Below are 25479 nucleotides of genomic sequence, written 5' to 3'. Positions count from 1 at the left end.
GACGCTTAATGCTATTTGTGTTGCGAAGTTAATAATAACTTTTTGAAATAAAATTTTTTGTATCAAATTTTTATTAATGCGGGTAGTCTCGCTTTCATTTTTTATGTTTGAAGTCTTTTTTGGTAATAATTTGGTTTCGGAGTTCGGGATAAATGACTCGTACGCCGTGTTTTTAAGGATTTGACGGAAAACATAGGAGATTAAAAAGAGAGGATATATTCCGTTGTCGGTTTCACAAAAGAAATAGTTTAGAAAGTTTTCTCTTCGATATTACCGTCTAAATAATATTTGGAACTGCCATTTTTTTCAATTACTTTTGCAAACCGTAAAGGTCCCATAGTTCAATGGATAGAACGGAAGTTTCCTAAACTTTAAATCCAAGTTCGATTCTTGGTGGGATCACAACTTCTTATTGATGGTGAATTTTAAATTGCAGGTTGTAAATTAGCAGGATAGAGTATTTTTAATGACGCCCCTCAATCACTTAATCTCTTAATCACCTAATCTTTTAATCCTTTAATCTCTCAATTCTTTTAGTCGTCAATTGCCAATATATATGGTTTTTTTTATACTTTAGCCGAATTAAATGTGTAAAATCTGGGATTATGTATACGATAGATGAACTTCGTGAAATTGTAAAGAATGAAATGGCGAAACAGGAGTATATTGAAAAGCCTTATTCGTTATTCGAACCGATTAAGTATATTTTGGAAGACGGTGGAAAACGGTTAAGACCGATCTTGACCTTGTTGGCTTATAATTTATATCGGGAAGATATCGAAAGGGTGCTGAAATCTGCCATTGGTATAGAAATTTTTCATAACTATACGTTGTTGCATGATGATGTGATGGACGATGCGGAGTTAAGACGGGGGAGGCAAACCGTACATAAAAAGTGGAATAACAATGTGGCTATTTTGAGTGGAGATGCTGCTGCGATTACAGCCTATAAATACATTGAGCATTGCGAAGATCCGTACTTGCGGCGGGCTATCGACGGTTTTAATCAGGTTGCGATGGATGTTTGCAAAGGACAGCAGTATGACATGGAGTTCGAGACCAGGAATGATGTGACGGAGGAAGAGTACATTCATATGATTTATTTGAAAACTTCTGTTCTTATTGCGGGAAGTTTGCGACATGGAGCCTTGATAGCAGGAGCTCCCGAACATGAATATAAAGCGTTATATGATTTTGGCGGATTCCTGGGATTGGCTTTTCAACTGCAGGATGATTATCTGGATGTTTACGGCGATGTTTCGGAGTTCGGAAAGAATATAGGAGGGGATATTGTTTCCAATAAAAAGACTTATATGTTGATTCGGGCCTTTGAATTGGCCGACGAAGCGACTAAAAAGGAATTAACAAACTGGATCGAGAAGAAAGACTTCTGTCCGGAAGAAAAAATTAAAGCGATAACGGAAATATATAACCGATTAGGAATCAAACAGGTAACTTTGGATGCTATTAACAAGTATTTGAAGAAAAGCCGGGAGATATTGGCGCAAATAGAAGTTCCGGAAGAACGCAAACAGGTGCTTTATGAGGAAATAGATGCGTTGTGTGACCGTAAGAAATAATACGATGGAAAAATCTAAACAGAGATTACTGGATGAACGCTATTTGAGGATGGCCCGCATATGGGCGGAAAATTCTTATTGCGTACGCCGTCAGGTCGGGGCATTAATCGTGAGAGGAAATGCTATTATTTCCGATGGATATAACGGAACTCCGTCCGGATTTGAAAACATCTGTGAAGATGATATGAACAGGACAAAGCCTTATGTCTTACATGCAGAGGCAAACGCTATTACGAAAGTCGCAAAGTCGAATAATAGTAGTTTGGGGGCCACGCTTTACGTGACGGCATCCCCTTGTATCGAGTGTGCTAAATTGATTATTCAGGCTGGAATTAAGCGTGTGGTGTATTCTGAAGATTATCGTTCGGCGGATGGTGTGGAGTTGTTGCGGAAAGCCGATATTGACGTGGAATTGATAGAGATAGAGTAATAAAACAGATAAAAATGAATAGAGAAAATTTAAGGGCCGTTTTAACTCCGATTGTATTGGCGTTGGCGGTTGTGTTTGGGATGATGATTAATCATTTTATACCGACAAAGGGGAATGATGCGGCTACTTCTAACATATTTCTGCCGGTTAACGGTAGTAAGATGGACGTGATTATCAATATGATCCAACATTCATATGTGGATACGGTTAACACGAATGAATTGGTGGAAAAAGCCATTTCTATGTTGTTGCGAGATCTGGATCCTCATACGGTTTATATTCCGGCTAAGGATATGCAACGGGCCAATGAAGGTATTGTAGGAAATTTCGGAGGTATCGGAGTACAATTCTACCAATACTTGGATACGGTACTGGTAGTGAAGGTCGTTCCGGGAGGGCCTTCGGAGAAGGCTGGAGTACAAGATGGAGATCGTATCATACGGGTAGACGATTCGCTTATTGCCGGGAAAAATATGAAGTCGGAAAAGATCATGAGTATGCTGCGCGGAGAGATGGGAACGGATGTCAAATTGACGATTCTTCGTAAAGGAGAATCTCAACCGTTGACCAAAAACGTTACGCGGGGGAGTATCCCTGTAAAAAGTATAGATGTGGCTTATATGCTGAATGATACAACGGGCTATGTAAAAGTGAGAACATTCGGTATGCATACTTACGGAGAGTTTATGCGAGCGTTGGCAAATCTGAGTCAAAAAGGAATGAAGAAGGTGATCGTGGATTTGAGAGATAACGAGGGAGGGGTTCTCCCGATAGCAATCCAGATGATTAATGAGTTTTTGAAAGAGGGTCAGTTGATTTTATACACTCAGGGACAAGCTTCTCCTCGTAGTGATTTTAACGCGAACGGGAAAGGGAATTACAAAGATTTGAAATTGAATGTGCTGATTAACGAATTTAGCGCATCCGCAAGTGAGATTTTTGCGGGGGCAATTCAGGACAATGATCGGGGAACGATCGTCGGTCGTCGTTCTTTTGGAAAAGGATTGGTGCAGGAACAACGGATGTTACCGGATGGTTCCGCTCTTCGCTTGACGGTAGCCCGTTATTATATTCCTTCCGGTAGATCGATACAAAAACCTTATAATGAGGGGAAAGAGAAATATTATAATGATATATATAACCGATTGAAGCACGGCGAATTTTCTCAAAAAGACAGTATTATATTTGATGAAAAACTGAAATTCCAGACGGTTGGCGGGCGTACGGTTTACGGAGGAGGAGGTGTGATGCCGGATATTTTTGTGCCTGCGGACACGACTGGCGCTTCGAGATATTTGGCTGTCTTGACGGAATATCAATTGTTGTATGATTATACGTTTGATTTTATGGATCGCCACCGGGCCAAGATGAAGGATTTGAAAGATTATAAATCGATCCAGAAATACTTGAAGCAATTTGATTTAGTAGGTGATATGGCTGATTATGCGGCAAAGCGGGGGTTGAAAAAGGATAAGAAAGGAATAAAGGATTCGTATGAAATCCTTCGGGTTCGTTTGGAAGCCTATATTGCCCGTCACCTGATCGACGATGATGGTTTCTATCCTATATTGGGCGAAAAAGATATAACGATACAAAAAGCAATAGAGGAATAATATGTTCTTAATAAAATTAGGATACGGGAGGCTGTTAAGCCTCCTATTTCTATTTCTGATCGGTACGGGTCAAATCTCTTTTTCCCAAAAATATATTCCTTCCGGCGCAGGAATAAAGGTGAAATACGCATTTTATTCCTTGGGGTTTGATACGGTTCACAAACAGGCCGATTGGGTGTATTACGAACTCAAAAACCGGGGAAATAAAATTGTTAGCCGTAAAAATGATTTCCGGGTAGACCCCGAATTGAGATTATTTTCGGCTACTCCCGATGACTACAAACATAGCGGTTACGACCGGGGACATTTGTGTCCGGCGGCCGATATGGCTTTTGATAGAAAAGCGATGAGTGAAACGTTTTATATGTCGAACATGTCTCCTCAGGTTCCCGCTTTTAATCGTGGAATCTGGAAACAATTGGAGGAGTTGTTGCGAAAACGGGGAAAGAAAGAATTACTTTATGTGGTTACCGGTCCGGTTTTTAAAGAAAACAAAGGACATATAGGTAAAAATAAGGTTACGGTTCCGGGATATTACTATAAACTATTTTATGCTCCTGCTTCTCAACAGATGATTGCTTATTTGCTTCCCAATGCGGGAAGTAATCGACCCTTAAAAGATTTTGCCGTGCCGGTGGATCGGATAGAAACTTTGACGGGAATCGTTTTTTTCCGCAATTACCGGATGAGATCGAAAAGATACTGGAGGCTGATACGGCCGCTCATCCCGAATGGGTTCCCGGTTTAAAAAGAGGAAGTAAACCGGGAGAACGCGAGCAGGTTATTTTAGTGATTGTGACGATTGTTCTTTTTGTTGTTGTACAATTTTTTATCCGGAAAAAAGGCCGAAAGAAAAAAAGCAGAGGAAAGAGAAGAAAGAAGTGATTTTTGAGTTTATTTTTACTATAAAGAATTTTGAAAGAGTGAATACCGTTTCTTTTACGTGTGTATCGCTCTCCTTTTTTCTCCAAAAATCTTCGGTAAATAAAATCACGAATACGCTATAAATGATGGAGTTAAATCCAACGCCATGATAGATAATCGGCTAAGACAATAATAGGACGTCTTTTCAAGCGTCCCATGGTGATCTTTTTTATGTGAGTCTACTTCTTTTTTAGTAACTGATTGATAACCTTTACCATTTCATCGAACTCCTTTTGGTCATAAAGGCGGGTCATAAAAACAATCTTTCCGTTTTCATCGATAATGACATTTCGGGTAACTCCTGCTCCTTTAGCGGCAAAAGCATAGAATGCTTTACCCTCCGGATCGAGTAAAAGGGGATAGGTGATTTTGGTCTCTTTAGCGAATTTTTCAACAATCTCTTTGGACTCTTTCAAGTCGATACCAAAGAGAACAAACTTAGAGTTTTCCTTTAATTTTAGCCATATATCTTTTTCTATAAAAGGCATTTCCTGACGACATACGCCACACCAGCTGGCGGTGAACTGTAACATAACGATTTTTCCCCGTAAATCTTTCAATTGTTTTTTGGTCCCGTCCGGGAAAAGAAGTTCTATGTTAGGAGCTTCATCCCCTACTTTGACGATATAACCTCTGTCTTCCGATTGTGCCTTGGCAAAAGAACAAGCGAGCACAACAAGTAGTAATCCTATAAGTCTTTTCATTTTATCTTTTATTTTGTTTTGGACTTAATATTTTTTCAAACGTTTGACGCTTCCGCTCCAGGAACAACCTAAACAATAAACAATTTCCGTGTTGAAACCTTCCAGCGAATCTCCTTCATTCACGGGTACGACCTCGTATGTTGTGGTAATCTGGACAAGACATTGATTCCCCTCACTGTCTTTCACGTAAAAGCGTCGGATTCCGCATTGCGGGCAAAGTAAAAATCTCATGTATCTCTATTTTGTTTTCAAAGATAAGAAACTTTCAGTTGAAAACGGAAGTGTATTCGGGGTAAAATAATACTTTTGCAATGGTAATAGGATTTATTATGGAATTGAAAGATTACAAAATACATTTTGCTCCGGTACAGGGCCATACCGATTGGATATATCGGAATTTGCATGAAAAACATTTTGGAGGTATAAATGCTTATTATACGCCTTTTATCCGGGTTGAAAAGAGGAATGAGTTTCGGATGAAAGACCTGAGAGATATCGCACCGGAAATGAATCATGTCGGGAGATTGATTCCTCAGGTACTCGGCGGAGATCCCGATGAATTGCGGGTCATGCTTACTATGCTTACGGATAAGGGATACGATCAAGTCGATCTGAATCTGGGGTGTCCTTTTTCCATGATTGCACGGAAAGGAAAGGGAGCGGGAATTTTGCCCTATCCGGAGAAAGTTGCGGCCTTAATGGAGGTAGTCGGTACTTTTCCCGCTTTGCATTGTTCCGTGAAAATGCGTTTGGGATGGGAGAAACCCGAAGAGGGAATGAAACTATTGCCCCTGCTGAATGAGGCTCCGTTGAAAACGGTTATTTTACATGCCCGGGTTGGGATTCAGGAGTATGGAGGAGAAGTGAACCGGGAGGCTTTCCGGGCTTTTTATGAAGCATCCCGCCATCCGCTTTATTATAATGGCGATATTCGTACCCTTGAAGATATACGGAAAGTTATGGAGTGCTTTCCTCGGTTGGAAGGTGTAATGATCGGAAGAGGGTTGTTGGCGAATCCGGCTTTGGCGAAGGAGTTCCGGGAAAATCGGGAAATGTCTCGGGGTGAACGTTTGCAAAAGTTTAAGGAGTTTCATGATGAGTTGTTTGAACTTAACGGGGAACGTTTGCAGGGAGATCACCAGTTGTTGATGAAGATGAAAACTTTTTGGGAGTATTTTTTACCCGAAACTGATCGAAAAATTTTGAAAAAGATAAAAAAAGCCAACAAGGTGACGCAATATAACGATGCCGTAGCAGAAGCTTTTAAGGTGTAAATTCATGGGACAGGTTCGAAAGATTATCTATATTCTGGTCGGTTGTATTTCTATCGTTTTAGGGGTTATCGGTATCTTTGTCCCGGGATTGCCTACAACTCCGTTTTTATTATTGAGTTCCTGGCTTTTTTATAAAAGCTCCAAACGAATGCACGATGCGTTGCATCGTTCCCGGTGGCTTGGTCCCTACTTAAGACGATTTCAGGAGCGGCAAGGTGTCAGCTGGAAGACGAAATGGGTCTCTATCGCCTGTATGTGGACGATGATCTCTATTTCGGCCTTTGTCTTTATCGAAAATTTGCACCTTCGCTTGTTATTGCTGGGATTGGGAGTGATCGGGACTTGTAGTGTCCTGTTTATCGTTCCGGGAGAGAAAAAAGACCATTAAGTGATTCTGAGATTGGGGTGAAAACGAAGGGATATAAATAGTGACCGACAAGAACATCCTCTTCCCGAGAGTTTATCCCTTTCAATTGTAGGTAAAAAAATTAGAAATAAAGTATTCTGTGATCAGGAAATTTACAATTGAAATTGTTCCCTAATCACAGAATACCTTAGACGGATAAAAGCATTCGGGTATTTTAGCCTAAAACGATGTTAATGATCTTTTTAGGTACGATGATTAATTTTTTTATCTCTTTCCCATCTGACCATTTGGCAAATTCCGGGGTAGCTTTCACGGCAGTCTCTATCTCCGAATTACTTGCAGATAGGGACATGGGTAATTTGAATCTTACTTTTCCGTTAAAAGATACGGGATATTCGAATTCGTTTTCCACCAAATATTTCTCCTCCCATTGCGGGAATTTTTCCATGGTTATGCTATCCGTATGTCCTAATAGCTGCCATAGCTCTTCTGCCATATGCGGGGCATAAGGGGCGATGGTAATGACCAGAGGTTCCAGGATAGCTCTTTTATTACATTTTAAGGCCGTCAACTCGTTCACGCATATCATAAAGGCCGGGATAGAAGTATTGAATGAAAAATTCTCTACGTCGAACTCGATTTTTTTTATGGTTTTGTGTAGGATTTTTAACTCTTCGGGAGAGGGGGTTTCATCGCTGACCCGGAAATCTTCCCCGTTTTGGAACAGACGCCAGAACTTACGCAGGAATTTGTATACCCCGTCAATCCCTTGGGTGTCCCAAGGTTTACTGGCTTCAAGCGGTCCCAAAAACATTTCGTACAGACGTAATGTATCAGCTCCGTACTCTTCGATGATCGTGTCCGGATTTACCACGTTGAACATGGATTTCGACATTTTTTCGATAGCCCAGCCACAGACGTATTTCTCGTTCTCGAGAATAAATTCGGCATTGGCATACTCCGGCATCCATTGCTTGAAAGCTTCGATGTCCAGAATATCGTTTTTCACGATATTTACATCCACGTGGATTTCCGTCGTTTCGTACCGATCTTTCAGTCCGACGGAGACAAAGGTATTCGTTCCCTGGATGCGATACACGAAGTTGGATCGCCCCTGTATCATTCCCTGATTGATTAGCTTCTTAAAGGGTTCCGGTTCGCATACTATTCCCAGATCGTATAGGAACATGTTCCAGAAACGGGAATAGACGAGATGTCCGGTAGCGTGTTCCGATCCTCCCAGGTATAGGTCCACGTTGCGCCAATATTCGTCGGCCTCTTTGCTTACCAGAGCCTGATCGTTGTGGGGATCCATATAACGAAGGTAATAAGCCGATGAGCCTGCGAATCCGGGCATCGTGTTCAATTCTAACGGGTAGCCCTCCTCGGTTTCCCAGTTCTGGGCCCGTCCAAGGGGTGGCTCTCCTGTTTCCGTCGGGAGATATTTGTCGATTTCCGGCAATTCCAAAGGCAGTTTCGACTCGTCCAGCATGTAAGGCATATCTTCTTTGTAATATACCGGGAACGGTTCTCCCCAGTAGCGTTGACGGCTGAAAATGGCATCTCTCAGGCGGTAGTTTATTTTACTCTTACCGATATCCCGCTTTTCAACCTCTTCGGCAATATAACGAATGGCGTCTTTAACCTCCATGCCGTTGATAATGTCGCTATTGATCATTTTCCCGGCTTTGGCATCGTAAGAGCCTTCACTCGTATCGTGGCCTTCTCCGTCATCGACTACCGGAATAATAGGCAAATTGAAATGTTTCGCGAAAGCATGGTCCCGGCTGTCGTGGCCCGGAACTGCCATAATTGCTCCCGTTCCGTAACCGGATAAAACATATTCGCTGATCCAAACAGGAATGGCTTTGTTCGTGAACGGATTGATGGCATAGGAGCCTGTAAATACACCTGTTACTTTTTTTACTTCCGTTTGGCGTTCCCGTTCCGTCCGTTTGGCAACGTAATCCAGATACTCTTTAACGGCTTGCGCCTGTCCGGGAGTGGTCAGTTGCTGTACGTAATCCGATTCCGGGGCCAGTACCATAAAACTGACTCCGAATATGGTATCGGGACGAGTGGTAAAAATTTCCAGTTTTATATCGGAATCTTTCACGTCAAATCGTACGTCCGCTCCCTGCGAACGTCCGATCCAGTTACGTTGAATATCTTTCAAAGAATCGGACCACGCGATCGTATCCAGTCCGTCTAATAATCTTTGGGCATAGGCAGATACCCTTAAAGACCATTGTCTCATTTTTTTCTGGACAACAGGATAACCTCCCCGGAGGGACAGTCCTTCTTTTACTTCGTCGTTTGCCAAAACCGTTCCCAATTGGGGGCACCAGTTAACCATCGTATCCGCGAGGTAGGCAAGGCGATAATTCAACAGGATCTCCTGTTGCTCTCTTTCCGATTTGTTTTTCCACTCTTCGGCCGTGAAGTGTAAGTCTTCGCTACATGCCACGTTCAGTCCTTTTGTCCCGGAGGTTTCAAATGCCTTTACCAGTTTGCTGATCGGCATGGCTTTCTGTTCGTCATGACAATAAAAGCTATTGAACATCTGAATAAAGGTCCATTGGGTCCATTTGTAATATCCGGGATCACAAGTACGTATTTCCCGGTCCCAATCGTAAGAGAAACCGATTTTATCCATTTGCTCCCGGTAACGATTGATGTTTTTTTCCGTTGTGATTGCCGGGTGTTGTCCTGTTTGAATAGCGTATTGTTCTGCCGGAAGCCCGTAAGCGTCGTATCCCATAGGGTGCAGAACATTGAATCCTTTCAGGTGTTTATAGCGGGAAAAGATATCGGATGCAATATAACCAAGAGGATGTCCCACGTGCAAACCTGCCCCGGAAGGGTAAGGGAACATATCCAACACGTAATATTTGGGTCTGGTGTGATCCACTTCGACCCGATATGTTTTATGCTCTCGCCAGTAGCTTTGCCACTTTTTTTCTACCTCTTTAAAATTATATTCCATATCTGTATGAATGATTTAAGATTTACGATTTTTGATTAGCAGGCAAAGATATAAAACTTACAAGAATAAATTTTCAATTTTCAACTTTCAATTTTTAATTATTTCGTAGTTTTGTCAAAATACAAATTTATTTCAAATGACGTCGGGTGTGATATTGACAATTCTCTTGTCCTATTTCGTTTTGTTGATTATTATCGGTTTTTTTACGACCCGTAAATTAAATAGCGAATCTTTTTTTACGGCAAACCGGAACTCTCCCTGGTATCTGGTGGCTTTCGGCATGGTCGGGACTTCTCTGTCCGGAGTTACGTTTATCTCCATTCCGGGAGAAGTGGGTAATAGCGATTGGACTTATTTGACGTTGGTAATGGGAAATTGCGTGGGATATGTTATTATCGGGATTGTGCTTTTACCCCTGTTTTATCGCTTGAACCTGATCTCTATTTATTCTTGGTTAGGAGACCGTTTTGGAGAAAAGGCCCGATTGACGGGATCTTTTTTCTTCATCATATCCCAGCTTTTAGGAGCCTCTTTCCGTTTATTTCTCGTGGTCGGGGTATTGCAGCTGGCGCTTTTCAACGCGATGGGTATCCCCTTTTCGGTGACCGTGTTTATTACGATCGGATTGGTATGGATATACACGGTGCGGGGAGGGATAAAGACGATTGTCTGGACGGATACGTTACAGACTGTTTTTATGTTGGTGTCCGTGGTTTTAACTATTTGTGTCATTAACCGGGCTTTGGATTTTAGCTTTTTGACTGCTGTCGAAAGAGTGAAAGAGAGCTCTTTCTCCCGGGTCTTCGATTGGGATTGGAGGTCGAGCCATAATGTTTGGAAACAGTTTCTGGCGGGGATAGCGATCACTGTATCTATTAATGGATTAGATCAGAATATGATGCAAAAAAGCTTGACGTGCAAAACATTACGGGATTGTAAAATCAATATGTTTTCTTTCTCCTTTTTGTTTTTGATCACGAATCTTCTTTTTCTCTTTTTGGGCGCTTTGCTTTATCTGTATGCCGGTATAAACGGAATCGGCCTCCCTGAAAAATCGGATGATCTTTTCCCGTTTTTGTCTTTGAATTATTTCGGGGCAATTGCCGCTTTGTTTTTTCTGTTGGGGATCACGGCTGCCGCTTATTCCTCCGTCGATTCTTCGTTAACGGCGCTGACGACCTCCTTTTGTATCGATTTCTTAAAGCTGACGCCTCAGGACACGACCCAACGACGTAAACGGATGACGGTACACGTGTTTTTTTCTTTACTGATGTGCTTGGTCGTGATCCTTTTCAGGGAGTTGAACAACAGTAGCGTGGTTTCGGCGGTGTTAAAAGCCGTGGGGTATACCTACGGTCCCATATTGGGGTTGTTTACTTTCGGGTTAACAACGAAATACGCCGTGAAAGAGGCCTGTTTGCCCTGGGTCTGTCTGCTCTCTCCGCTGCTCTCCTATGGAATCAATTGTTACTCCGAACAACTTCTTTTCGGGTATCGTTTCGGGTTTGAAATACTTTTGCTTAACGGTTTATTGTGCTACATCGGGTTATGGCTGATCCGGAAGAGGAAATCAGAGACTTATAATTCTATTCCGGTAAATACCCGTAAGGCATAGCCGATGCCGAAACTAATAGCGGCGATACCGAGGCTGATGATTGCCATTTCTGCAAACCGATGCCGAAACTTTTCGGAACGGACAATAGAGTAATAATAATTGAACACGGCAATGATCATTAGAGCACTGAGTAAGCAGACTCCTAATGCCCAGTAAACATTCTGCATGAGAACGAATGGAAGAATCAACGCTATGACCGTGACGATGTAAGCAATACCGGTATAAACGGAAGCTTTAATAGCATTCTTTCCGTCGTTATCGGCCCGGGTAGAGAGATACTCCGAGGCTGCCATGGAGAGAGCGGCGGCAATACCCGTGATCCCTCCGGTAAGGGCAACCAGCTTGGGGTGTTGCAAGGCAAAGGTGTAACCGGCTAATGCTCCCGTGAATTCCACCAGGGCATCGTTTAAGCCTAAAACGACGGCACTCATATAGTTGAGTCCCTCTTCGTCGATTAAGGAAATCAACTTGTTTTCATGTTCTTCTTCCTCCTTTGCCATGACCTGTAAGTCTTCGATCTCTTCCCATTGGCGGTAGGAGAGTTGGGCGTGGACTTCTCCTTTTTCCATTAGCTTGATTCCGAAGGTTAAGCCAAACAGACGTGCGATGGTCACGTACCAGAATATTCGCCAACGATTGGGGCCGGGAGTTCTGTTGGTAAATTTTTGGAGGGTATGGTAATGCCTTGCTTCTTCTTGAGAAAGTCCTTCCAATACATTTCGGTTGTGTTCTTTTTTCTGATTTTTTGCTAAACGTCGGTAGATGATATTTTCTGTCGCCTCATTGACCTGAAAGGCGATTAACTGTTTTATTTCTTTCGGAGTCATACCGGAATAAATTTATAAGTTTTTAGACAGCAAAAGTAGGATGTTTTATTAAAAAATGGAGGGAATGACCCGGTATTTTTGAATGGTAAATGATCTTATTGCGGTTTGAAAATTTAAGATTCTGTAATTAAAAATTTAGTGATCCGAATCAATCTCCCGATCACTAAATTTCTTCATTACAGAATACAAAGTCCTAATCGTAAGCCTAAAATTTACAGTTTGTTTAGTTGTATGGCGGAACCTCTATGAGCAGGATTCTGGTATGTTCGTTTGCTTTGATTTCAAAGCTCTCCGTGTCGTATATGCCCAATCCGTCCCGTTTGTCCAGTTCTTGCCCCGCGACCGTGGCTTTCCCTTCGATGATGAAGGCATAAACACCTAAACTGTTGGGCGATTTTAATTTATAACCTTGTAATGTATTTTTCTCCAACTCCCCGATGGAAAACCAGGCTTGTTGATGTATCCATAATCCTTTACCATTGCCGGGATAGGGAGAAACGATTTCCGTGATTTCGTTTTTCTTGAGTAAATCGGCAATAATGGCGTTTTCATATCTCGGGGACACGTTCATTCGATCCGGAATAACCCATATCTGTAAGAATTCAGTGGGGGTATCGCTGTTTTTATTGTATTCGCTATGACGAATGCCGGTCCCGGCACTCATCGCCTGAATCTCTCCTTCCTTTATGACGGAGGTGTGTCCCAGACTGTCTTTGTGTTCCAAGGCTCCTTTCAAAGGAATGGAAACAACTTCCATGTTCTGGTGTGGATGCAAACCGAAACCGGTTCCTCCCGCAATTTTATCGTCATTCAAAACCCGCAGAGCTCCGAAATTGACTCTTTCCGGATCGTAGTAATCTGCGAAACTGAATGTATGATGAGTTTTCAACCAACCATGGTCGAAATAACCTCTTGTTGCTGCTTTGTGTAATATTGTTTTCATAATTTATAATTATTATAATTGTTTATACGGAAAAAGGAGAATATAAGTTTTATATAACCTTTGTTTCGTGAAAATATATGTTTAATTTTGGTCGGGATAGACAAATATTGTTCGTAAACTTTGTACTATGAGCTGGACTAAACGATTGGGATTTTGTTTTTTGATAGTACTCTTATTGATAACGGGTAGTATTCTTGCGTGTAATTGGATCATCGAAAAGTCGGCAAAAGGGCGGGTATACGGGAATGTCATAGAGATTCCGGCGAATCGAGTGGGGTTGTTATTGGGGACTTCCCCGAAACTTAAGGGAGGAAAGGCAAACCGGTATTTTGATTATCGTATTGAAGCAGCCGTTTCTTTGTATCTCCATGGAAAAATCGAGCGTGTTTTGGTGAGCGGAGACAATAGGCAACTGAATTATAATGAACCGATAGAGATGCGGAAAGCTCTATTGGCAAAAGGAGTTCCGGATAGTGTCATCGTGATGGATTTTGCGGGGATTCGTACGTTGGACTCCGTCGTAAGGGCTAAAAAAGTATTCGGGCAAACTCGTATTACGATTATTTCTCAACGTTTTCATAATGAACGGGCTCTGTATATAGCCAAATATAACGGTATAGAGGCTGTCGGGTTTAACGCTACGGACGTGGATGCCTATAGCGGATTAAAAACCAATACGCGTGAACTTTTAGCCCGGGTAAAAGTGTTTGTCGACCTTTTGTTCGGTAAAGAACCCCGCCATTTGGGAGAACCTATAACAATTTCCTGACAGGTACGAGGATATCAATAACAAAACTGCCCGGTCATAAACCGGGCAGTTTTTATTTTTGTTTTCAGACAACTTACATGATAAAACTGTCGCTGATGGATTTATGTTCGTAGATGTTGCGGATCGTGTCGGCAAACATCGGGGCGATCGGTAAAACCCTAATTTTGGAGCAGGCTTGTTTTTGCGGAATAGAATCCGTGAAAATGATCTCCGTCAGTTTGGATTTTTCGATGTTTTCATATGCCTTACCGGAAAGTACCGCGTGGGTTGCGACAGCGCGTACGCTGGCAGCACCTTTGTCAACCAACATATCGGCGGCTTTACAGATAGTTCCTGCCGTATCGATCATGTCATCGACCACGATAATGTTTTTGCCCTCTACGTCTCCGATTACCTTCATATCGGCAACTTCGTTGGCTCTGATCCGGGTTTTGTGACAGATGATCAGGCCCGAATCAAAATGTTTTGCCCAAGAGTTAGCTCTTTTGGCACCCCCGATGTCGGGAGAAGCGATGGACAGATCTCTTAACCCCAATGATTTGATGTATGGAACCAGAACGGTAGAACCGTACAGGTGATCTACCGGGATGTCGAAGAAACCTTGAATCTGATCCGCGTGGAGGTCCATCGTGATGATTCGATCTACACCGGCAGCCTGGAGCATATTGGCTACTAATTTAGCTCCGATCGCTACACGCGGTTTGTCTTTTCGATCCTGACGGGCAAAACCGAAGTAAGGAATTACCGCAATAACCTTGTAAGCTGACGCCCTCTTGGCTGCATCGATCATTAAAAGTAATTCCATGAGATTATCACTTGGCGGGAAGGTAGATTGAACGATATATACATGCTCACCTCTCACCGTTTCATCGAAAGAAGTGACGAATTCTCCGTCACTGAATTTCGTAAAACTCTTTTTACCAAGTTCAAGCCCTAAAGAATGAGCGATGCTATCGGCGAGATAGGTACTCTGTTCTCCGGCGAAAACTTTAATTTCGGGAAAATTTGGCATAGATTTTAATTCTTAGTTGAAACACTTGGCAAAAGTATGAAATTAATCGAAAACTAAGTATTGATTTTGGAAATTATTCATTCCTTTCTTTTCATTTGTTTTTGTTATATTTACCACCGTAAAGTGATAAATCAATCAATTATTAATATAATATGTAAATTAAATGGAAGCTATCAAAAATTACATCGAGGAAAACAAAGAGCGTTTTTTAAATGAACTTTTTGAATTGATTCGTATCCCGTCAATCTCTTCATTGGCAGAACATAAACCGGACATGTATCGCTGTGCTGAACAATGGACGAAGTTGATGCTGGCAGCCGGAGCGGACCGGGCAGAAGTGTATGAAACCGAAGGAAATCCGGTAGCCTATGGCGAAAAGATAATAGATCCCTCCCTTCCCACGGTATTAGTGTATGGGCATATGGATGTTATGCCGGTAGATCCCATTGATTTATGGAATACGAAACCTTTTGAGCCGGTAATTAAGGACGGGAAGATTTGGGCTCGCGGATCGGATGACGACAAAGGGCAATCTTTCATGCATGCCAAGGCATTCGAATATATGGTGAAGACCGGAAAGTTGAAATGTAACGTGAAATTTATGATCGAGGGAGAAGAGGAGATCGGTTCCCCGAGTTTGCCTAAGTTCTGCCGGGAGCATAAGGATATGTTGAAAGCCGACGTTATCCTGGTTTCCGATACAAGTATGATTGCCAGGGATATCCCTTCTATCACGACCGGCTTACGGGGATTGGCTTATTGGCAGGTGGAGGTTACCGGACCGAATGCCGATTTGCATTCCGGAATCTTCGGTGGGGCCGTGGCAAATCCGATTAACGTGCTTTGTAAGATGATAGCCGATATGCAGGACGACAAAGGGCATATTACGATTCCGGGATTCTATGACGATGTACTGGAAGTGAGTGCCGAGGAGAGAGCTAAGATGGCGAAAGCCCCGTTTGACCTGGAAAAATATAAGGAGTCCTTGGGAATCAGAGAGGTGAAAGGTGAAGAGGGATACACGACCAACGAACGTACGGGAATCCGTCCTACTTTCGACGTGTGCGGTATCTGGGGAGGTTACACGGGAGAAGGAGCCAAAACGGTATTGCCTTCCAAAGCTTATGCTAAAATCAGTTGTCGTTTGGTACCCAATCAAAAACATGAAAAGATCGCCAAGCTTTTCAAAGAGTATTTTGAATCGATCGCTCCGGATTATGTAACGGTGAAGGTGGAATACCTGCACGGAGGACCTTCTTATGTATGTCCGATAGACCTTCCGGCTTATAAAGCTGCCGAAAAAGCTTATGAGCAGGTGTACGGTAAAATGCCGGTTCCGGTACGTTCAGGTGGTAGTATTCCGATTATTGCCACTTTTGAAGAAGTGTTGGGTATAAAGTCCGTTTTGATGGGATTCGGTCTCGGATCGGATGCTATTCATTCTCCGAATGAAAACTATCCTTTGGAACAATTCTTTAACGGGATTACCACCATTCCTCTGTTCTACGACTATTTTGTAGAGATCATGAAGAAATAATTTTTCGAATTTATACGAAAATGGGGTAAGGCTGTCTGATGTTTTACCCCATTTTTAATTTAGAAAATAATATTTATCGTAATAATTCTATGCAGTATCTTTAATAGTTGTTCTGTATATCCATGGTTTGGAATACGCGAAAATGGGTTTTTCGGGAATGGCTTTCGATTGTTATCGGTTGAATAAGGGGGGCTGCTTTATTGGAGGTGAAGCGGAGGTCGATTCGGTTTTCTCCCGAGGAGAGAGGAACACGGGTATAATAGATGGAATAGGGAAGTGTCTGCCAGTTACGGGTATCTGCTTTTTCCGTGATCGCGTTGGCCAATCCGACGGCAAAGCCCAACCATTCATTTTGTTTTCGTGCCGCGTATTCAATGCCCTTTTTAGTGGCTACTCGCAACAGGGAGTTGGAGAGTTCCCGAACCATGCGATCGTGTAAGGTCTTGAAAGCGATTTCATTAATATCTTCTGCCAGTTCGAAGGAGTAATTTTGTCCGGAAAGGCTAATAGATCCTTTGGAATAGAGTGGATTACGTTTCATGTATTTGGGAAACACGACCCGCAAAACCTGAAGGTCGGCTAAAGATTGCTTTTCGTTATCGTTCAGGTTACCGATAAAAAAGGGAAAAGTGAGTCCGAGTTCTTGATTGTAAAAGACTATGGCCCCGTCCCCCCGCTTTTGTTTCGCAAAATTGATACTCCATTCTGATTTTACGGGACCGAATCCGTTAAGCCAGAAAAAGACTAATTCGCCATAAGCCGGATCCGCCGAAGGCGTATAAGCCGTATTAAATGTCTCTTCGTATTTTCGCAATTCATCCGTAAAACCGCATCGATAAGCCGTCCGGAGGAGGTCTTTTTTCAACTGTTCGGGAGGATATACCCCGAAATTTTTCACGTAGTCGGATTGATATACCTCGTAGGCATTCCGGTAAGCGATAAAGGCATTGTTAACGTCCCCCGCGGCATCATAAATCAGTCCCATCAATAGGTGAGCAAAAGCATCTTGCTGGTAACGATTTTTGTTGTCCGGATATTTATCGTTTAATTGATTGAGTTTTATATTGATTTTCCGGACTTCCACCAAAGCCCCCTCCATGTCGTTCATCTCGAGGTAATTCAATGCTTTGTAGTAGTTGATCATGATTACCTCGAAGTCCTCGGGATGATAAGGTCTGGCTTCCGGGTTAGTGACCAGAACGGCCGCTTCGTTGAATAGGTTTTTGGTTTGTTCGTCTGTAAGTATTTCGGCCGTCTCGAAGGCTTGATTGCTGGCTTCGTGGTTGCCCAGCATAAATTCCGTATAACCCTTGTTCAGGTAATAGAGTATGCGGTTTTTACCGTTGGCTTGCTTTTTGTCTTTTGCCAGCAGTTTGTTTGCTTTCTCAAAATTGCCGCTTGTAACGGCAGATTGAAATTCGGCCGTCCGCTGGTACCATGTCGCACAACCTGTTGGTAGCAAGAAAAGGAATATACACGTAAAAAAGCTAAGTTGGCGTAACAAGTACCCCAACTTTTGCTTTTGAATATCTTTTGTGTATTCTGCTCTTTGCATGAATAAACCCTAACGAGTATAGTTTTTAAAGTACCCGGTCTTTGATCTGTTTTTTGATTTTCTTATCACCCATCCAGACCACTTCGTTTGTTTCGATATTGGTCAGTTGCAGGTCTATTTGATACATCACGACCTTTTGTTTTTTATAGGAATCGACGATGCTGTTGATGGTTCCCTGAAGAATAAAATCAGCTCCTAATTCGCGTCCCCATTTTTTAATGGTTTCGGGAGCTGAATAGTCCTGCTGTTCTGCCCGTTCTTTCCGGAGTTCGTTTCGTTTCTCTCCGGCAACGACAAGACGGATATTACCGTCCCGGATAATGGCTTTTTCAATGTCTTTGATAAAGGTTTCGGAATTGATATGTTCGTGACTCTTGTTTTCGATCAATCCAACGACAATGACCGGGCGTTTTCCCGTATCTTTCGTGTATTTGGCAGGCCAAGAGGCTGTAAGTAGGTCGGCAACCATTGCTTCCGATACTAACCGGGAATCCGAGTCATTCCATCTTCCGCTTAAATCGATGGTTTCATTTGAATTTACACGGGTGATGTTTCTGCTTCCGCATCCGCTTAATAAAGCAAACGTTACTAAAAGAAATGTTCCGATAAGTAGTTTTTTCATATTTTCTTTTTTTAGGTTATACATGTTGGGAAAACCTCCCGGTTTATCAGTAATATGGGATAATTACGTGAAAACCTCCCGTTTGGTTGACTCTTTGAAAATTTTATTACAATAATCCGACCAAATATAAAGTTTGTTCGGGTGTAATGGTGTTAATTTTGGTTAATATCTGACGGGCGGGCGATTATAATTCCCGTGTGGGAAGAAATTTGATTTAAATAGGTGGCGAGAGGGACATCGGATACGATGACTTTCTTGGCTGTAAGAGAAGCATGTAAAAGATAGATGCTTCCGTTTTTTTCAATGGCAATTCCCACGTGCGAAGTATCGAGTCCTTTTCGGTTTGTCGTAATCAGAATGATGTCCCCGTTTCGAACTTGTCCGGCTTTTTCATTCACCTTCTTTTTAGGGATATAAAAATAGTTTCTTGCATTGATGTCTCGTTCGATTCGTGAAATTTCGGAGATCAGTGTGGAATCTTTTACCAATGCCGGATATCTTCGGTGATTTTGAGAGATAAAACCGACTTTGTTCGGAAAGGGTGTGCCCCCGCTCGATTCCGTTACGTCTGAAACGAATCCGATCCGTTGCATTTCGTAAAGCCAATCCGTTGAATAGTGTAACCGGGAGGTATAATTCGATATTTTACAGTTTCTGTATCTGATCTTTTGCAGGTTGGATAAAAATTCCTTGTAAGCTTCGGTATCGTATCGTTTTAGTAAGGCGAGGGCCATGACGTTGTCTACGAAGGTGACACAGTCCAACTGCCGCAGATTCACCACCAATTGCTCTTTTTCGTTTCCTTCAAGTGTACCTCCCCGGTAAGGGGTGTTCAGGAAAAATTCACCTGTTTTTACGATCCGTTCTTGAAAAGAAAGATGCGAGAGTTGATTTTTTTCCGCGTATTTAAAAAAACGATCCAATATAGCCTGATCCTCCGGTTGCAACGGATTACATGGCTGACAGCAAAAGAAAAAAATGATACAAAAAAGTATGTTCATATATTTTACGATTAAAGAATTAAGCGATTCGGCGATTGTAGAAGTTTCAATCACAGAATCCCTTAATCACAACATCATAGAATAGAATTAGATTCCCGCTGCAGAGAACTGTTCCAGGAATCGGATATCGTTTTCAAAGAAAAGACGTAGATCTTTGATGCCGTACTTTAACATGGAGATGCGTTCGATCCCCATTCCTAAAGCGAATCCGGTGTATTTGTCTTTATCTATTCCGTTTAATTCCAATACATTGGGATCGACCATTCCGCAACCCATGATTTCCAGCCAGCCGGTTCCCTTACATACGTTGCATCCTTTCCCATGACAAAGGGTACAGGAGACATCCATCTCGGCAGAAGGCTCCGTGAACGGAAAATAAGAGGGTCTCAACCGGATTTCGGTTTCCGGTCCGAAAAACTCTTTTGCAAAATAGGTTAGGGTTTGTTTCAGGTCGGCAAACGATACGTTTTCGTCGATGTAGAGGGCTTCGATTTGATGAAATATACAATGTGCCCGAGCGGAAATCGCTTCGTTGCGGAATACGCGTCCGGGTGTCACCAAACGGATCGGTAATTCGTGGGTCTCCATATCCCGTACCTGAACGGACGAGGTATGGGTATGTAATACCAAATCCGGATTTTTTTGGATGAAGAAGGTATCCTGCATATCGCGTGCGGGGTGTTCTTCCGGGAAATTCAGAGCTGAAAAATTGTGCCAGTCGTCTTCGATTTCCGGTCCTTCGGATATGGTAAAACCTAATTTGTTAAAGATAGACAGAATTTCATTTTTCACGATAGAGAGCGGATGACGGGTTCCTAATTTAAGAGGATCTCCCGGCATGGTCAGATCGATGTCGCTTTTGCCGTCCTGAACGTTGGAAAGCATTTCTTTCAACTCGTTCACCTTGGTCAATGCGGTTGTTTTTAATTCGTTCAATGCCTGTCCGATCGCCTTCTTCTGTTCTACAGGTACATTTTTAAAGTCATCAAAAAGAGCTGCAATCGTTCCCTTCTTACTCAAATGTTTAATCCTGAATTCCTCCACCTCTTCAAGGTGGTTTGCCTTAAAACTGCCGATTTCGGCACAGAGTTGTTTAATCTTATCTAACATCTTCTCTAATTTTGAAATCCTTGGAGGGCAAAGTTAAAAAAAAGAGTGTTCTATTTTCTACTATTGCGGGTTATTTTTATGAAGAACATCCGCTTTTACCGTGATTGCGTTTTATCGTCTTCGTTATTATCGAGTTTTCGGATGATCCTGCAAGGATTACCTGCAGCGACTACATTTGCCGGAATATCTTTGGTAACGATACTGCCTGATCCGATGATGCTGTTGTCTCCGATCGTAATGCCCGGATTAATAATGGTTCCTCCTCCGATCCATACGTTATTGCCGATCGTGATGGGATAAGCGTATTCCAACCCTTTGATCCTTTCATCTGCCTCTAACGGATGTCCGGCTGTAAAAAGAGATACATTGGGACCCAAAAGGACATGATCTCCTATCTCTATTTTGGCACAGTCCAGGATCGTACAGTTGTAATTGGCATAAAAGTTTTTTCCGATGGTAATGTTATAACCGTAATCACATCGGAAAGGCGGTTCTATGTAATATTGTGCTTCGGTCTTGCCCAGTAACTGCTTCAAAATAACGTTTCGCCTTTCCTGTTCACTGGGAGGTAGAGCGTTGAATTCGGATAAAAGTTCTTTGGCATGTAGTCGTTCGGCTGTCAACTCTTCTCCCGAGGCGATGTACATCTTACCGGTCAGCATTTTTTCTTTTTCTGTCATGGTTCGTGTTCTTAAAATAATCTCCAAAGATGTCTTTTTAAATCGACACAACCGTTCGATTTAAACGTGATATTTTCCGCGAGAAGTAGTTCTTTTTGTTCTGTCCATCCCGGAACCGTACGTCCCTGACTGTTTACAACCCGGTGGCAGGGTAAATTTAAGGAGGTCGGGGCGAGAGACATTGCCCGTCCTACCAATCTGGAGTATTGCGGTTGCCCGGACAGACGGGCAATCTGTCCGTAGGTACTGACAAAACCGGAAGGTATCTCTTTTACGATTTGATATACATCCAGGTAGAAGTCTTTTTTTATTACGATCTTTTTCACGGCTATGAATTTAAAACGACAAACAAATTTATCCGAATAAGGGAGAAGTTCAAATTTGTTTCGGGTGCTTTTCATAGAATAAGGAATGAATAGAATGTAATGTATTGATCGTCAATGTAAAATCGAAGAATGAAAAATAGTATAATCTTTTCGACAGAAGAATAACGGCACCGAAAATGTATTATTTTCGCGAAGGAAATTTTATAGAAGCGTAAAGGAGGAGTTATGAGTAAAACAAAGGGGTTTATTTATGGAAGTGTTTCGGCTGCGACGTTTGGATTAATACCCTTGTTCTCTTTGCCGATTATGGCAAAAGGGGTACATTTTGACTCTATCCTTTGTTATCGTTTTCTGATTGCAGCGATAGCTATCGGAGGATTGATGTGGGTTCGGGGAGAGTCTTTTCGGGTTACCCCTAAAGAGTTGTTGACGTTGATAGGCTTAGGCATTTTTTATTCGGCATCCGCCATGTTCCTGTTCTGGAGCTACCGGTTGATGGCCGCGGGAATTGCTGCTACGATTTTATTTCTTTACCCGGTGTTTGTCGCCGTGTTGATGCGTACTTTGTTTCGTGAAAAGATTTCATGGATTACGAATCTTGCTATCGGGGTGGCGATTATCGGGGTGGCTTTGTTGTATATGGGGGACGGAGACGGATCCTTAAGTATTGCCGGTATCATCGTCGTATTATTGTCCGCGTTGAGCTATGCCCTTTACATTGTAGGAGTAAACAAGTCCGGGGTACAGCATATGAACGGGACTAAAATTACATTTTATTCGTTGCTTGTCGGCATGGTGCTCTTTTTTACAAAGGCTCAATGTGCGGAGGGAATGCAAATATTGCCCGATTGGGAGTCTTGGCTTAATGTGGTATTATTGGCCGTAATACCTACTATGGTCTCTTGTATCACCATGGTGTGGTCCGTACAATACATCGGCTCTACCTATACTTCCGTTCTGGGAGCCATGGAACCTTTAACGGCCGTATGCGTAGGGGTGTTTGTTTTCGGGGAACCCTTTACTCCTAACCTGGCCGCAGGAATTCTGTTGATTATTTTATCGGTGACTTTAATTATTCTATCTAAGGTGATTCAGAGGAGTATGGAAGGAATCAGGCATATGCTTCATGTTCTTTTACTGAGGAGATAGCTATTAAAACTTGTTTTTGATTCGGGATAATAATTTGTCTTTTTGTCTTTTAACTGCGGGATAGAGGAGACAGCCGACAATGGCTCCCAGTACATCGGCCAGCAGGTCGCCCCATTCTCCTCCGCGCTGGAAATAGGTCGCCTGTAAAATCTCGATCAATCCGCCGTAAATAAAGCTGAAGACCACGGTTACCCAAAAAATGGTATTGATACGTAGTCGGGTTTGATAATGCAATTCGCTGCATAAAAAGATGGCCATGATAAAAAACATACCGAAATGTACGACCTTGTCCAGGTGCGGGATGTTTAAATGCGGATCGGGGACCGATTCGGAAGGCATGGCACACAGGATAAAAATGACGAGAGCCCAAATGATATTTCTGAGTAAGAGAGTTTGTTTGCGTGGTATCATTGTTCGATAATTTTTACACGGATGATTTTTACGTCTGTAAGCGGCCGGTCTTGTTTATCTGTTTTTAAATCAGCAATACGATCGATAATCTCCAAGCCTTCGATTACTTCCCCGAATACCGTATACTCCTTATCCAAGTGATGAACACCTCCTAAGGTCGTATAAGCCTCGATCTTATCTTCCGGCATATGGATCTTGTCGGTATTCAGATTCCACTCGAATGCAATATCCGTTTTTATTTTTTCTGCGATCTCACGAAACTCAGCCACTTTTTTTTGTGCACGTAACGTGTCCAGAATGGCTTTTTTTTCTTTCGTGAAATATTTGTGTTGGATGGCTTTTTTTATCGGAACATTCACGGCGTTTTCAATTTTCTTTAACTCTTCGGGAGTGTATTTTTTCCCTTGTACGATATAAAATTGGGAAATATCCGATTCTTTGAAAAAATTGACCCGATCCGGTTGGCGGGGAGCTGCCAAAGCTCCTTTTTTATGGTAATGATTCGGTTTTATTTCTGCGTCGATAATAACTCCCTTACCGAAACCGATAACTTGTCCGGGAACGGCATTCCTGCTGTCGGAAGAACCGCCTTGGATGATAAAATTTTTAATGGTTCTGTAAAAGAGAGTCCCGTCGTAATGTCCGGCTTTGGCTAATTTGATGAAATTATCCCGGTGAATGGGAGTATCATTGTATAATTTGGCTTTCATCGTGCCCATATTAGTCTCGATCAGGACGAGCGTCTCTTTTGTTTGTCCGGAGCTATGAACGGGTGCGATAGCGAATAAGAAAAAAAGTAAACCGATAAAGAAATAAGGTCTCATGAAATTAATTTTTAACGATTTTACGAATAAGGTATTTTACGGGAAAATGCGATGCCAGATAGCCAATGGCAATCACCGAGATCAAGATGATCAATATATCGTGACCTATCAATTTAACGGGATAGGCATCGATCATGTAATTTCCTTCTCCCAAAGTGATCCATCCGAAATATTCCTGCCCCAAACAGAGTAAGGAACCCACGACGAGCCCGATAAGGGCGCCGATACCGGTAATCAAATTCCCTTCTAATTTAAATATGGAAATGATTTTTTCCCTGCTCATTCCAAGAGCTTGATATATGCCGATATCCTCTTTTTTATCGATGATCAGCATGGATACGGATCCGATAATATTGAACGAGGCGATCAAAAGAATAAAGAGCAATATCAGGAAAATAGCTAATTTTTCCGATTTCATCATGGCATAGAAAGAACGGTTGGTGTCGTATTTGTCTTCTACCCTGTATTGCTGTTGGTCGATGGCGTTTTTGAGTTCCGTTTTGATACTTGAAATCTGGTCCGGGTCGTTTAATTTGATCTCGATTTGAGAGATTTCTCCCGGTACCATAAAAAGAGTACGGGCAAAATCGATGTCCGTAATGACGTATTTGCCGTCAATGTCCTGTTGGGCCGAGAACAGGGCTGTCGGAAAAATATTTTCATTATTCAGGGCCGATGCCGTCGAGGAGGAGTTTTTATCCGGGTAATAAAAGATCATGGGAGTCGTTAACCCGAGTCGGAGCTTTAAGGTTGCTGCAATCGAATATCCGACAATAGCCGTGTATTTGTCTTCTTCTTTTAAAGAATACTTTCCGTTGACAATCGTGTGGGCTATCCCGGCGTGCTCTTCGTAATGCTTATCTACTCCCTTTACCGTTACGGGAATAAGTTTTTTTCCATACTTTACCAGGGCCTTTTCTTCAATGACGGGATCGTAGGATCGAATCCCCTCTGTGCGTTTCAAGGTCTCGATCAGTAAGGAGTCTGTTTTAAAAAACTTCCCTTTTGCCGGGGATACGGTTATGTCGGGGGTAAAACTATCGGTAGCGTCGGTTAGAAGCAAGTCGATTCCGTTGAATACGGAAAGGACGACAATTAGGGCCGTCGTGCCGATAGCAACCCCGATCATGCTGATAATCGAGATGATGTTAATGGCATTCTGCTTCTTTTTTGAAAACAAGTATCGCCGTGCGATGAAAACCGATAAATTCATGAAATGG

At 42.4% G+C, this 25479-nt stretch carries 25 protein-coding genes and 1 tRNA gene; 11 read left to right on the top strand and 15 right to left on the bottom strand.

Translation table 11 applies throughout. The features are described 5' to 3' along the window. The first annotated feature begins 330 nt into the window (after positions 1–330). The 5 genes from QZR76_RS02255 (at position 331) to QZR76_RS02235 (ending at position 4371) form a co-directional block, all read left to right on the top strand. Positions 331–402: transfer RNA gene (locus QZR76_RS02255), tRNA-Arg, on the top strand. A 203-nt stretch (positions 403–605) separates the two neighbouring features. After that, complete coding sequence (locus QZR76_RS02250; RefSeq protein ID WP_294139984.1) at positions 606–1580, top strand: polyprenyl synthetase family protein; 975 nt, start codon at positions 606–608, stop codon at positions 1578–1580. A gap of 4 nt (positions 1581–1584) precedes the next feature. After that, positions 1585–2010 carry a dCMP deaminase family protein gene (locus QZR76_RS02245; RefSeq protein ID WP_294139982.1) on the top strand — a complete coding sequence of 142 codons (426 nt, stop codon included), beginning with the start codon at positions 1585–1587 and terminating at the stop codon, positions 2008–2010. A gap of 14 nt (positions 2011–2024) precedes the next feature. Next, positions 2025–3623 (top strand): S41 family peptidase, encoded by a 1599-nt coding sequence (locus tag QZR76_RS02240; protein WP_294139981.1) that lies wholly within the window; start codon positions 2025–2027, stop codon positions 3621–3623. A gap of 1 nt (position 3624) precedes the next feature. Further along, complete coding sequence (locus QZR76_RS02235) at positions 3625–4371, top strand: DNA/RNA non-specific endonuclease (RefSeq protein ID WP_294139980.1); 747 nt, start codon at positions 3625–3627, stop codon at positions 4369–4371. Positions 4372–4726: 355 nt separating this feature from the next. On the opposite strand, the gene QZR76_RS02230 is transcribed toward QZR76_RS02235, so the two are convergent. Continuing rightward, positions 4727–5251 (bottom strand): TlpA disulfide reductase family protein, encoded by a 525-nt coding sequence (locus QZR76_RS02230; RefSeq protein ID WP_294139979.1) that lies wholly within the window; start codon positions 5249–5251, stop codon positions 4727–4729. Between the two features lie 24 nt (positions 5252–5275). Next, entirely contained in the window at positions 5276–5482 is a 207-nt protein-coding gene (locus tag QZR76_RS02225) for a hypothetical protein (RefSeq protein ID WP_294139978.1), read from the bottom strand. 80 nt (positions 5483–5562) lie between these two features. Here QZR76_RS02225 and QZR76_RS02220 point away from each other — a divergent pair, with 80 nt between their 5' ends. After that, positions 5563–6525: a tRNA-dihydrouridine synthase family protein gene (locus QZR76_RS02220; protein WP_294139977.1), complete on the top strand. Its 963-nt coding sequence runs from the start codon at positions 5563–5565 to the stop codon at positions 6523–6525. 4 nt (positions 6526–6529) lie between these two features. Beyond that, positions 6530–6913 (top strand): YbaN family protein, encoded by a 384-nt coding sequence (locus QZR76_RS02215; RefSeq protein WP_294139976.1) that lies wholly within the window; start codon positions 6530–6532, stop codon positions 6911–6913. Between the two features lie 193 nt (positions 6914–7106). On the opposite strand, the gene leuS is transcribed toward QZR76_RS02215, so the two are convergent. Next, a complete protein-coding gene (gene leuS / locus QZR76_RS02210; RefSeq protein WP_294139975.1) occupies positions 7107–9878 on the bottom strand; it encodes a leucine--tRNA ligase in 2772 nt (923 codons plus the stop codon). A gap of 148 nt (positions 9879–10026) precedes the next feature. Here leuS and QZR76_RS02205 point away from each other — a divergent pair, with 148 nt between their 5' ends. Next, positions 10027–11493 carry a sodium:solute symporter gene (locus QZR76_RS02205; protein WP_294139974.1) on the top strand — a complete coding sequence of 489 codons (1467 nt, stop codon included), beginning with the start codon at positions 10027–10029 and terminating at the stop codon, positions 11491–11493. On the opposite strand, the gene QZR76_RS02200 is transcribed toward QZR76_RS02205, so the two are convergent. Next, complete coding sequence (locus QZR76_RS02200) at positions 11457–12320, bottom strand: VIT1/CCC1 transporter family protein (protein ID WP_294139973.1); 864 nt, start codon at positions 12318–12320, stop codon at positions 11457–11459. The genes QZR76_RS02205 and QZR76_RS02200 overlap by 37 nt on opposite strands. A 223-nt stretch (positions 12321–12543) precedes the next feature. After that, on the bottom strand, positions 12544–13263 hold the full coding sequence (locus tag QZR76_RS02195) for a pirin family protein (RefSeq protein ID WP_294139972.1): 720 nt from the start codon (positions 13261–13263) through the stop codon (positions 12544–12546). A 127-nt stretch (positions 13264–13390) separates the two neighbouring features. Here QZR76_RS02195 and QZR76_RS02190 point away from each other — a divergent pair, with 127 nt between their 5' ends. Continuing rightward, positions 13391–14032 (top strand): ElyC/SanA/YdcF family protein, encoded by a 642-nt coding sequence (locus QZR76_RS02190; RefSeq protein WP_294139971.1) that lies wholly within the window; start codon positions 13391–13393, stop codon positions 14030–14032. A 73-nt stretch (positions 14033–14105) separates the two neighbouring features. Here QZR76_RS02190 and QZR76_RS02185 read toward each other — a convergent pair whose 3' ends face one another. Continuing rightward, entirely contained in the window at positions 14106–15044 is a 939-nt protein-coding gene (locus QZR76_RS02185) for a ribose-phosphate pyrophosphokinase (RefSeq protein WP_294139970.1), read from the bottom strand. Between the two features lie 163 nt (positions 15045–15207). Here QZR76_RS02185 and QZR76_RS02180 point away from each other — a divergent pair, with 163 nt between their 5' ends. After that, on the top strand, positions 15208–16581 hold the full coding sequence (locus QZR76_RS02180) for a dipeptidase (RefSeq protein ID WP_294139965.1): 1374 nt from the start codon (positions 15208–15210) through the stop codon (positions 16579–16581). 100 nt (positions 16582–16681) lie between these two features. On the opposite strand, the gene QZR76_RS02175 is transcribed toward QZR76_RS02180, so the two are convergent. The 6 genes from QZR76_RS02175 to QZR76_RS02150 form a co-directional block, all read right to left on the bottom strand. Continuing rightward, complete coding sequence (locus QZR76_RS02175) at positions 16682–18136, bottom strand: hypothetical protein (RefSeq protein WP_294139963.1); 1455 nt, start codon at positions 18134–18136, stop codon at positions 16682–16684. A gap of 25 nt (positions 18137–18161) precedes the next feature. Beyond that, positions 18162–18758, bottom strand: a complete 597-nt coding sequence (locus tag QZR76_RS02170; RefSeq protein WP_294139961.1) for a penicillin-binding protein activator LpoB — start codon at positions 18756–18758, stop codon at positions 18162–18164. 152 nt (positions 18759–18910) lie between these two features. Further along, the gene (locus tag QZR76_RS02165) at positions 18911–19759 is read right to left on the bottom strand and encodes an N-acetylmuramoyl-L-alanine amidase-like domain-containing protein (RefSeq protein WP_294139959.1); all 849 of its coding nucleotides are present in this window, start codon (positions 19757–19759) and stop codon (positions 18911–18913) included. Between the two features lie 87 nt (positions 19760–19846). Continuing rightward, positions 19847–20869, bottom strand: a complete 1023-nt coding sequence (gene pheS / locus QZR76_RS02160; RefSeq protein WP_294139955.1) for a phenylalanine--tRNA ligase subunit alpha — start codon at positions 20867–20869, stop codon at positions 19847–19849. A 95-nt stretch (positions 20870–20964) separates the two neighbouring features. Then, positions 20965–21549 carry a sugar O-acetyltransferase gene (locus tag QZR76_RS02155; RefSeq protein ID WP_294139953.1) on the bottom strand — a complete coding sequence of 195 codons (585 nt, stop codon included), beginning with the start codon at positions 21547–21549 and terminating at the stop codon, positions 20965–20967. 11 nt (positions 21550–21560) lie between these two features. Next, complete coding sequence (locus QZR76_RS02150) at positions 21561–21860, bottom strand: MGMT family protein (protein WP_294140210.1); 300 nt, start codon at positions 21858–21860, stop codon at positions 21561–21563. A gap of 240 nt (positions 21861–22100) precedes the next feature. On the opposite strand from QZR76_RS02150, the gene QZR76_RS02145 reads away from it, so the two are divergent. Further along, positions 22101–23024: a DMT family transporter gene (locus tag QZR76_RS02145; protein ID WP_294139951.1), complete on the top strand. Its 924-nt coding sequence runs from the start codon at positions 22101–22103 to the stop codon at positions 23022–23024. A gap of 3 nt (positions 23025–23027) precedes the next feature. Here QZR76_RS02145 and QZR76_RS02140 read toward each other — a convergent pair whose 3' ends face one another. The 3 genes from QZR76_RS02140 to QZR76_RS02130 are packed head-to-tail and all read right to left on the bottom strand — an operon-like array spanning position 23028 to position 25472. Further along, positions 23028–23435 (bottom strand): VanZ family protein, encoded by a 408-nt coding sequence (locus QZR76_RS02140; RefSeq protein WP_294139950.1) that lies wholly within the window; start codon positions 23433–23435, stop codon positions 23028–23030. After that, positions 23432–24259 carry a peptidylprolyl isomerase gene (locus QZR76_RS02135; RefSeq protein WP_294139948.1) on the bottom strand — a complete coding sequence of 276 codons (828 nt, stop codon included), beginning with the start codon at positions 24257–24259 and terminating at the stop codon, positions 23432–23434. Before QZR76_RS02135 ends, QZR76_RS02140 begins: the two co-directional genes overlap by 4 nt. A 4-nt stretch (positions 24260–24263) precedes the next feature. After that, positions 24264–25472, bottom strand: a complete 1209-nt coding sequence (locus tag QZR76_RS02130; RefSeq protein WP_294139946.1) for an ABC transporter permease — start codon at positions 25470–25472, stop codon at positions 24264–24266. Between the last annotated feature and the right edge of the window lie 7 nt (positions 25473–25479).

Origin of the sequence: uncultured Sanguibacteroides sp., from assembly GCF_900543425.1 — a bacterium.
In the GTDB taxonomy this organism is placed as follows: Bacteria; Bacteroidota; Bacteroidia; order Bacteroidales; family Marinifilaceae; genus Gabonibacter.
The sequence above is the reverse complement of the archived record's forward strand: the minus strand, read 5'-3'. Positions and strand labels throughout refer to the sequence as shown.

What these genes read in the sequence shown, in the direction of transcription:
- QZR76_RS02250 (WP_294139984.1), top strand. Translation starts at nt 606, where the DNA reads ATGTATACGATAGATGAACTTCGTGAAATTGTAAAGAATGAAATGGCG.
- QZR76_RS02245 (WP_294139982.1), top strand. Translation starts at nt 1,585, where the DNA reads ATGGAAAAATCTAAACAGAGATTACTGGATGAACGCTATTTGAGGATG.
- QZR76_RS02240 (WP_294139981.1), top strand. Translation starts at nt 2,025, where the DNA reads ATGAATAGAGAAAATTTAAGGGCCGTTTTAACTCCGATTGTATTGGCG.
- QZR76_RS02235 (WP_294139980.1), top strand. Translation starts at nt 3,625, where the DNA reads ATGTTCTTAATAAAATTAGGATACGGGAGGCTGTTAAGCCTCCTATTT.
- QZR76_RS02230 (WP_294139979.1), bottom strand. Translation starts at nt 5,251, where the DNA reads ATGAAAAGACTTATAGGATTACTACTTGTTGTGCTCGCTTGTTCTTTT.
- QZR76_RS02225 (WP_294139978.1), bottom strand. Translation starts at nt 5,482, where the DNA reads ATGAGATTTTTACTTTGCCCGCAATGCGGAATCCGACGCTTTTACGTG.
- QZR76_RS02220 (WP_294139977.1), top strand. Translation starts at nt 5,563, where the DNA reads ATGGTAATAGGATTTATTATGGAATTGAAAGATTACAAAATACATTTT.
- QZR76_RS02215 (WP_294139976.1), top strand. Translation starts at nt 6,530, where the DNA reads ATGGGACAGGTTCGAAAGATTATCTATATTCTGGTCGGTTGTATTTCT.
- leuS (WP_294139975.1), bottom strand. Translation starts at nt 9,878, where the DNA reads ATGGAATATAATTTTAAAGAGGTAGAAAAAAAGTGGCAAAGCTACTGG.
- QZR76_RS02200 (WP_294139973.1), bottom strand. Translation starts at nt 12,320, where the DNA reads ATGACTCCGAAAGAAATAAAACAGTTAATCGCCTTTCAGGTCAATGAG.
- QZR76_RS02195 (WP_294139972.1), bottom strand. Translation starts at nt 13,263, where the DNA reads ATGAAAACAATATTACACAAAGCAGCAACAAGAGGTTATTTCGACCAT.
- QZR76_RS02190 (WP_294139971.1), top strand. Translation starts at nt 13,391, where the DNA reads ATGAGCTGGACTAAACGATTGGGATTTTGTTTTTTGATAGTACTCTTA.
- QZR76_RS02185 (WP_294139970.1), bottom strand. Translation starts at nt 15,044, where the DNA reads ATGCCAAATTTTCCCGAAATTAAAGTTTTCGCCGGAGAACAGAGTACC.
- QZR76_RS02180 (WP_294139965.1), top strand. Translation starts at nt 15,208, where the DNA reads ATGGAAGCTATCAAAAATTACATCGAGGAAAACAAAGAGCGTTTTTTA.
- QZR76_RS02175 (WP_294139963.1), bottom strand. Translation starts at nt 18,136, where the DNA reads ATGCAAAGAGCAGAATACACAAAAGATATTCAAAAGCAAAAGTTGGGG.
- QZR76_RS02170 (WP_294139961.1), bottom strand. Translation starts at nt 18,758, where the DNA reads ATGAAAAAACTACTTATCGGAACATTTCTTTTAGTAACGTTTGCTTTA.
- QZR76_RS02165 (WP_294139959.1), bottom strand. Translation starts at nt 19,759, where the DNA reads ATGAACATACTTTTTTGTATCATTTTTTTCTTTTGCTGTCAGCCATGT.
- pheS (WP_294139955.1), bottom strand. Translation starts at nt 20,869, where the DNA reads ATGTTAGATAAGATTAAACAACTCTGTGCCGAAATCGGCAGTTTTAAG.
- QZR76_RS02155 (WP_294139953.1), bottom strand. Translation starts at nt 21,549, where the DNA reads ATGACAGAAAAAGAAAAAATGCTGACCGGTAAGATGTACATCGCCTCG.
- QZR76_RS02145 (WP_294139951.1), top strand. Translation starts at nt 22,101, where the DNA reads ATGAGTAAAACAAAGGGGTTTATTTATGGAAGTGTTTCGGCTGCGACG.
- QZR76_RS02140 (WP_294139950.1), bottom strand. Translation starts at nt 23,435, where the DNA reads ATGATACCACGCAAACAAACTCTCTTACTCAGAAATATCATTTGGGCT.
- QZR76_RS02135 (WP_294139948.1), bottom strand. Translation starts at nt 24,259, where the DNA reads ATGAGACCTTATTTCTTTATCGGTTTACTTTTTTTCTTATTCGCTATC.
- QZR76_RS02130 (WP_294139946.1), bottom strand. Translation starts at nt 25,472, where the DNA reads ATGAATTTATCGGTTTTCATCGCACGGCGATACTTGTTTTCAAAAAAG.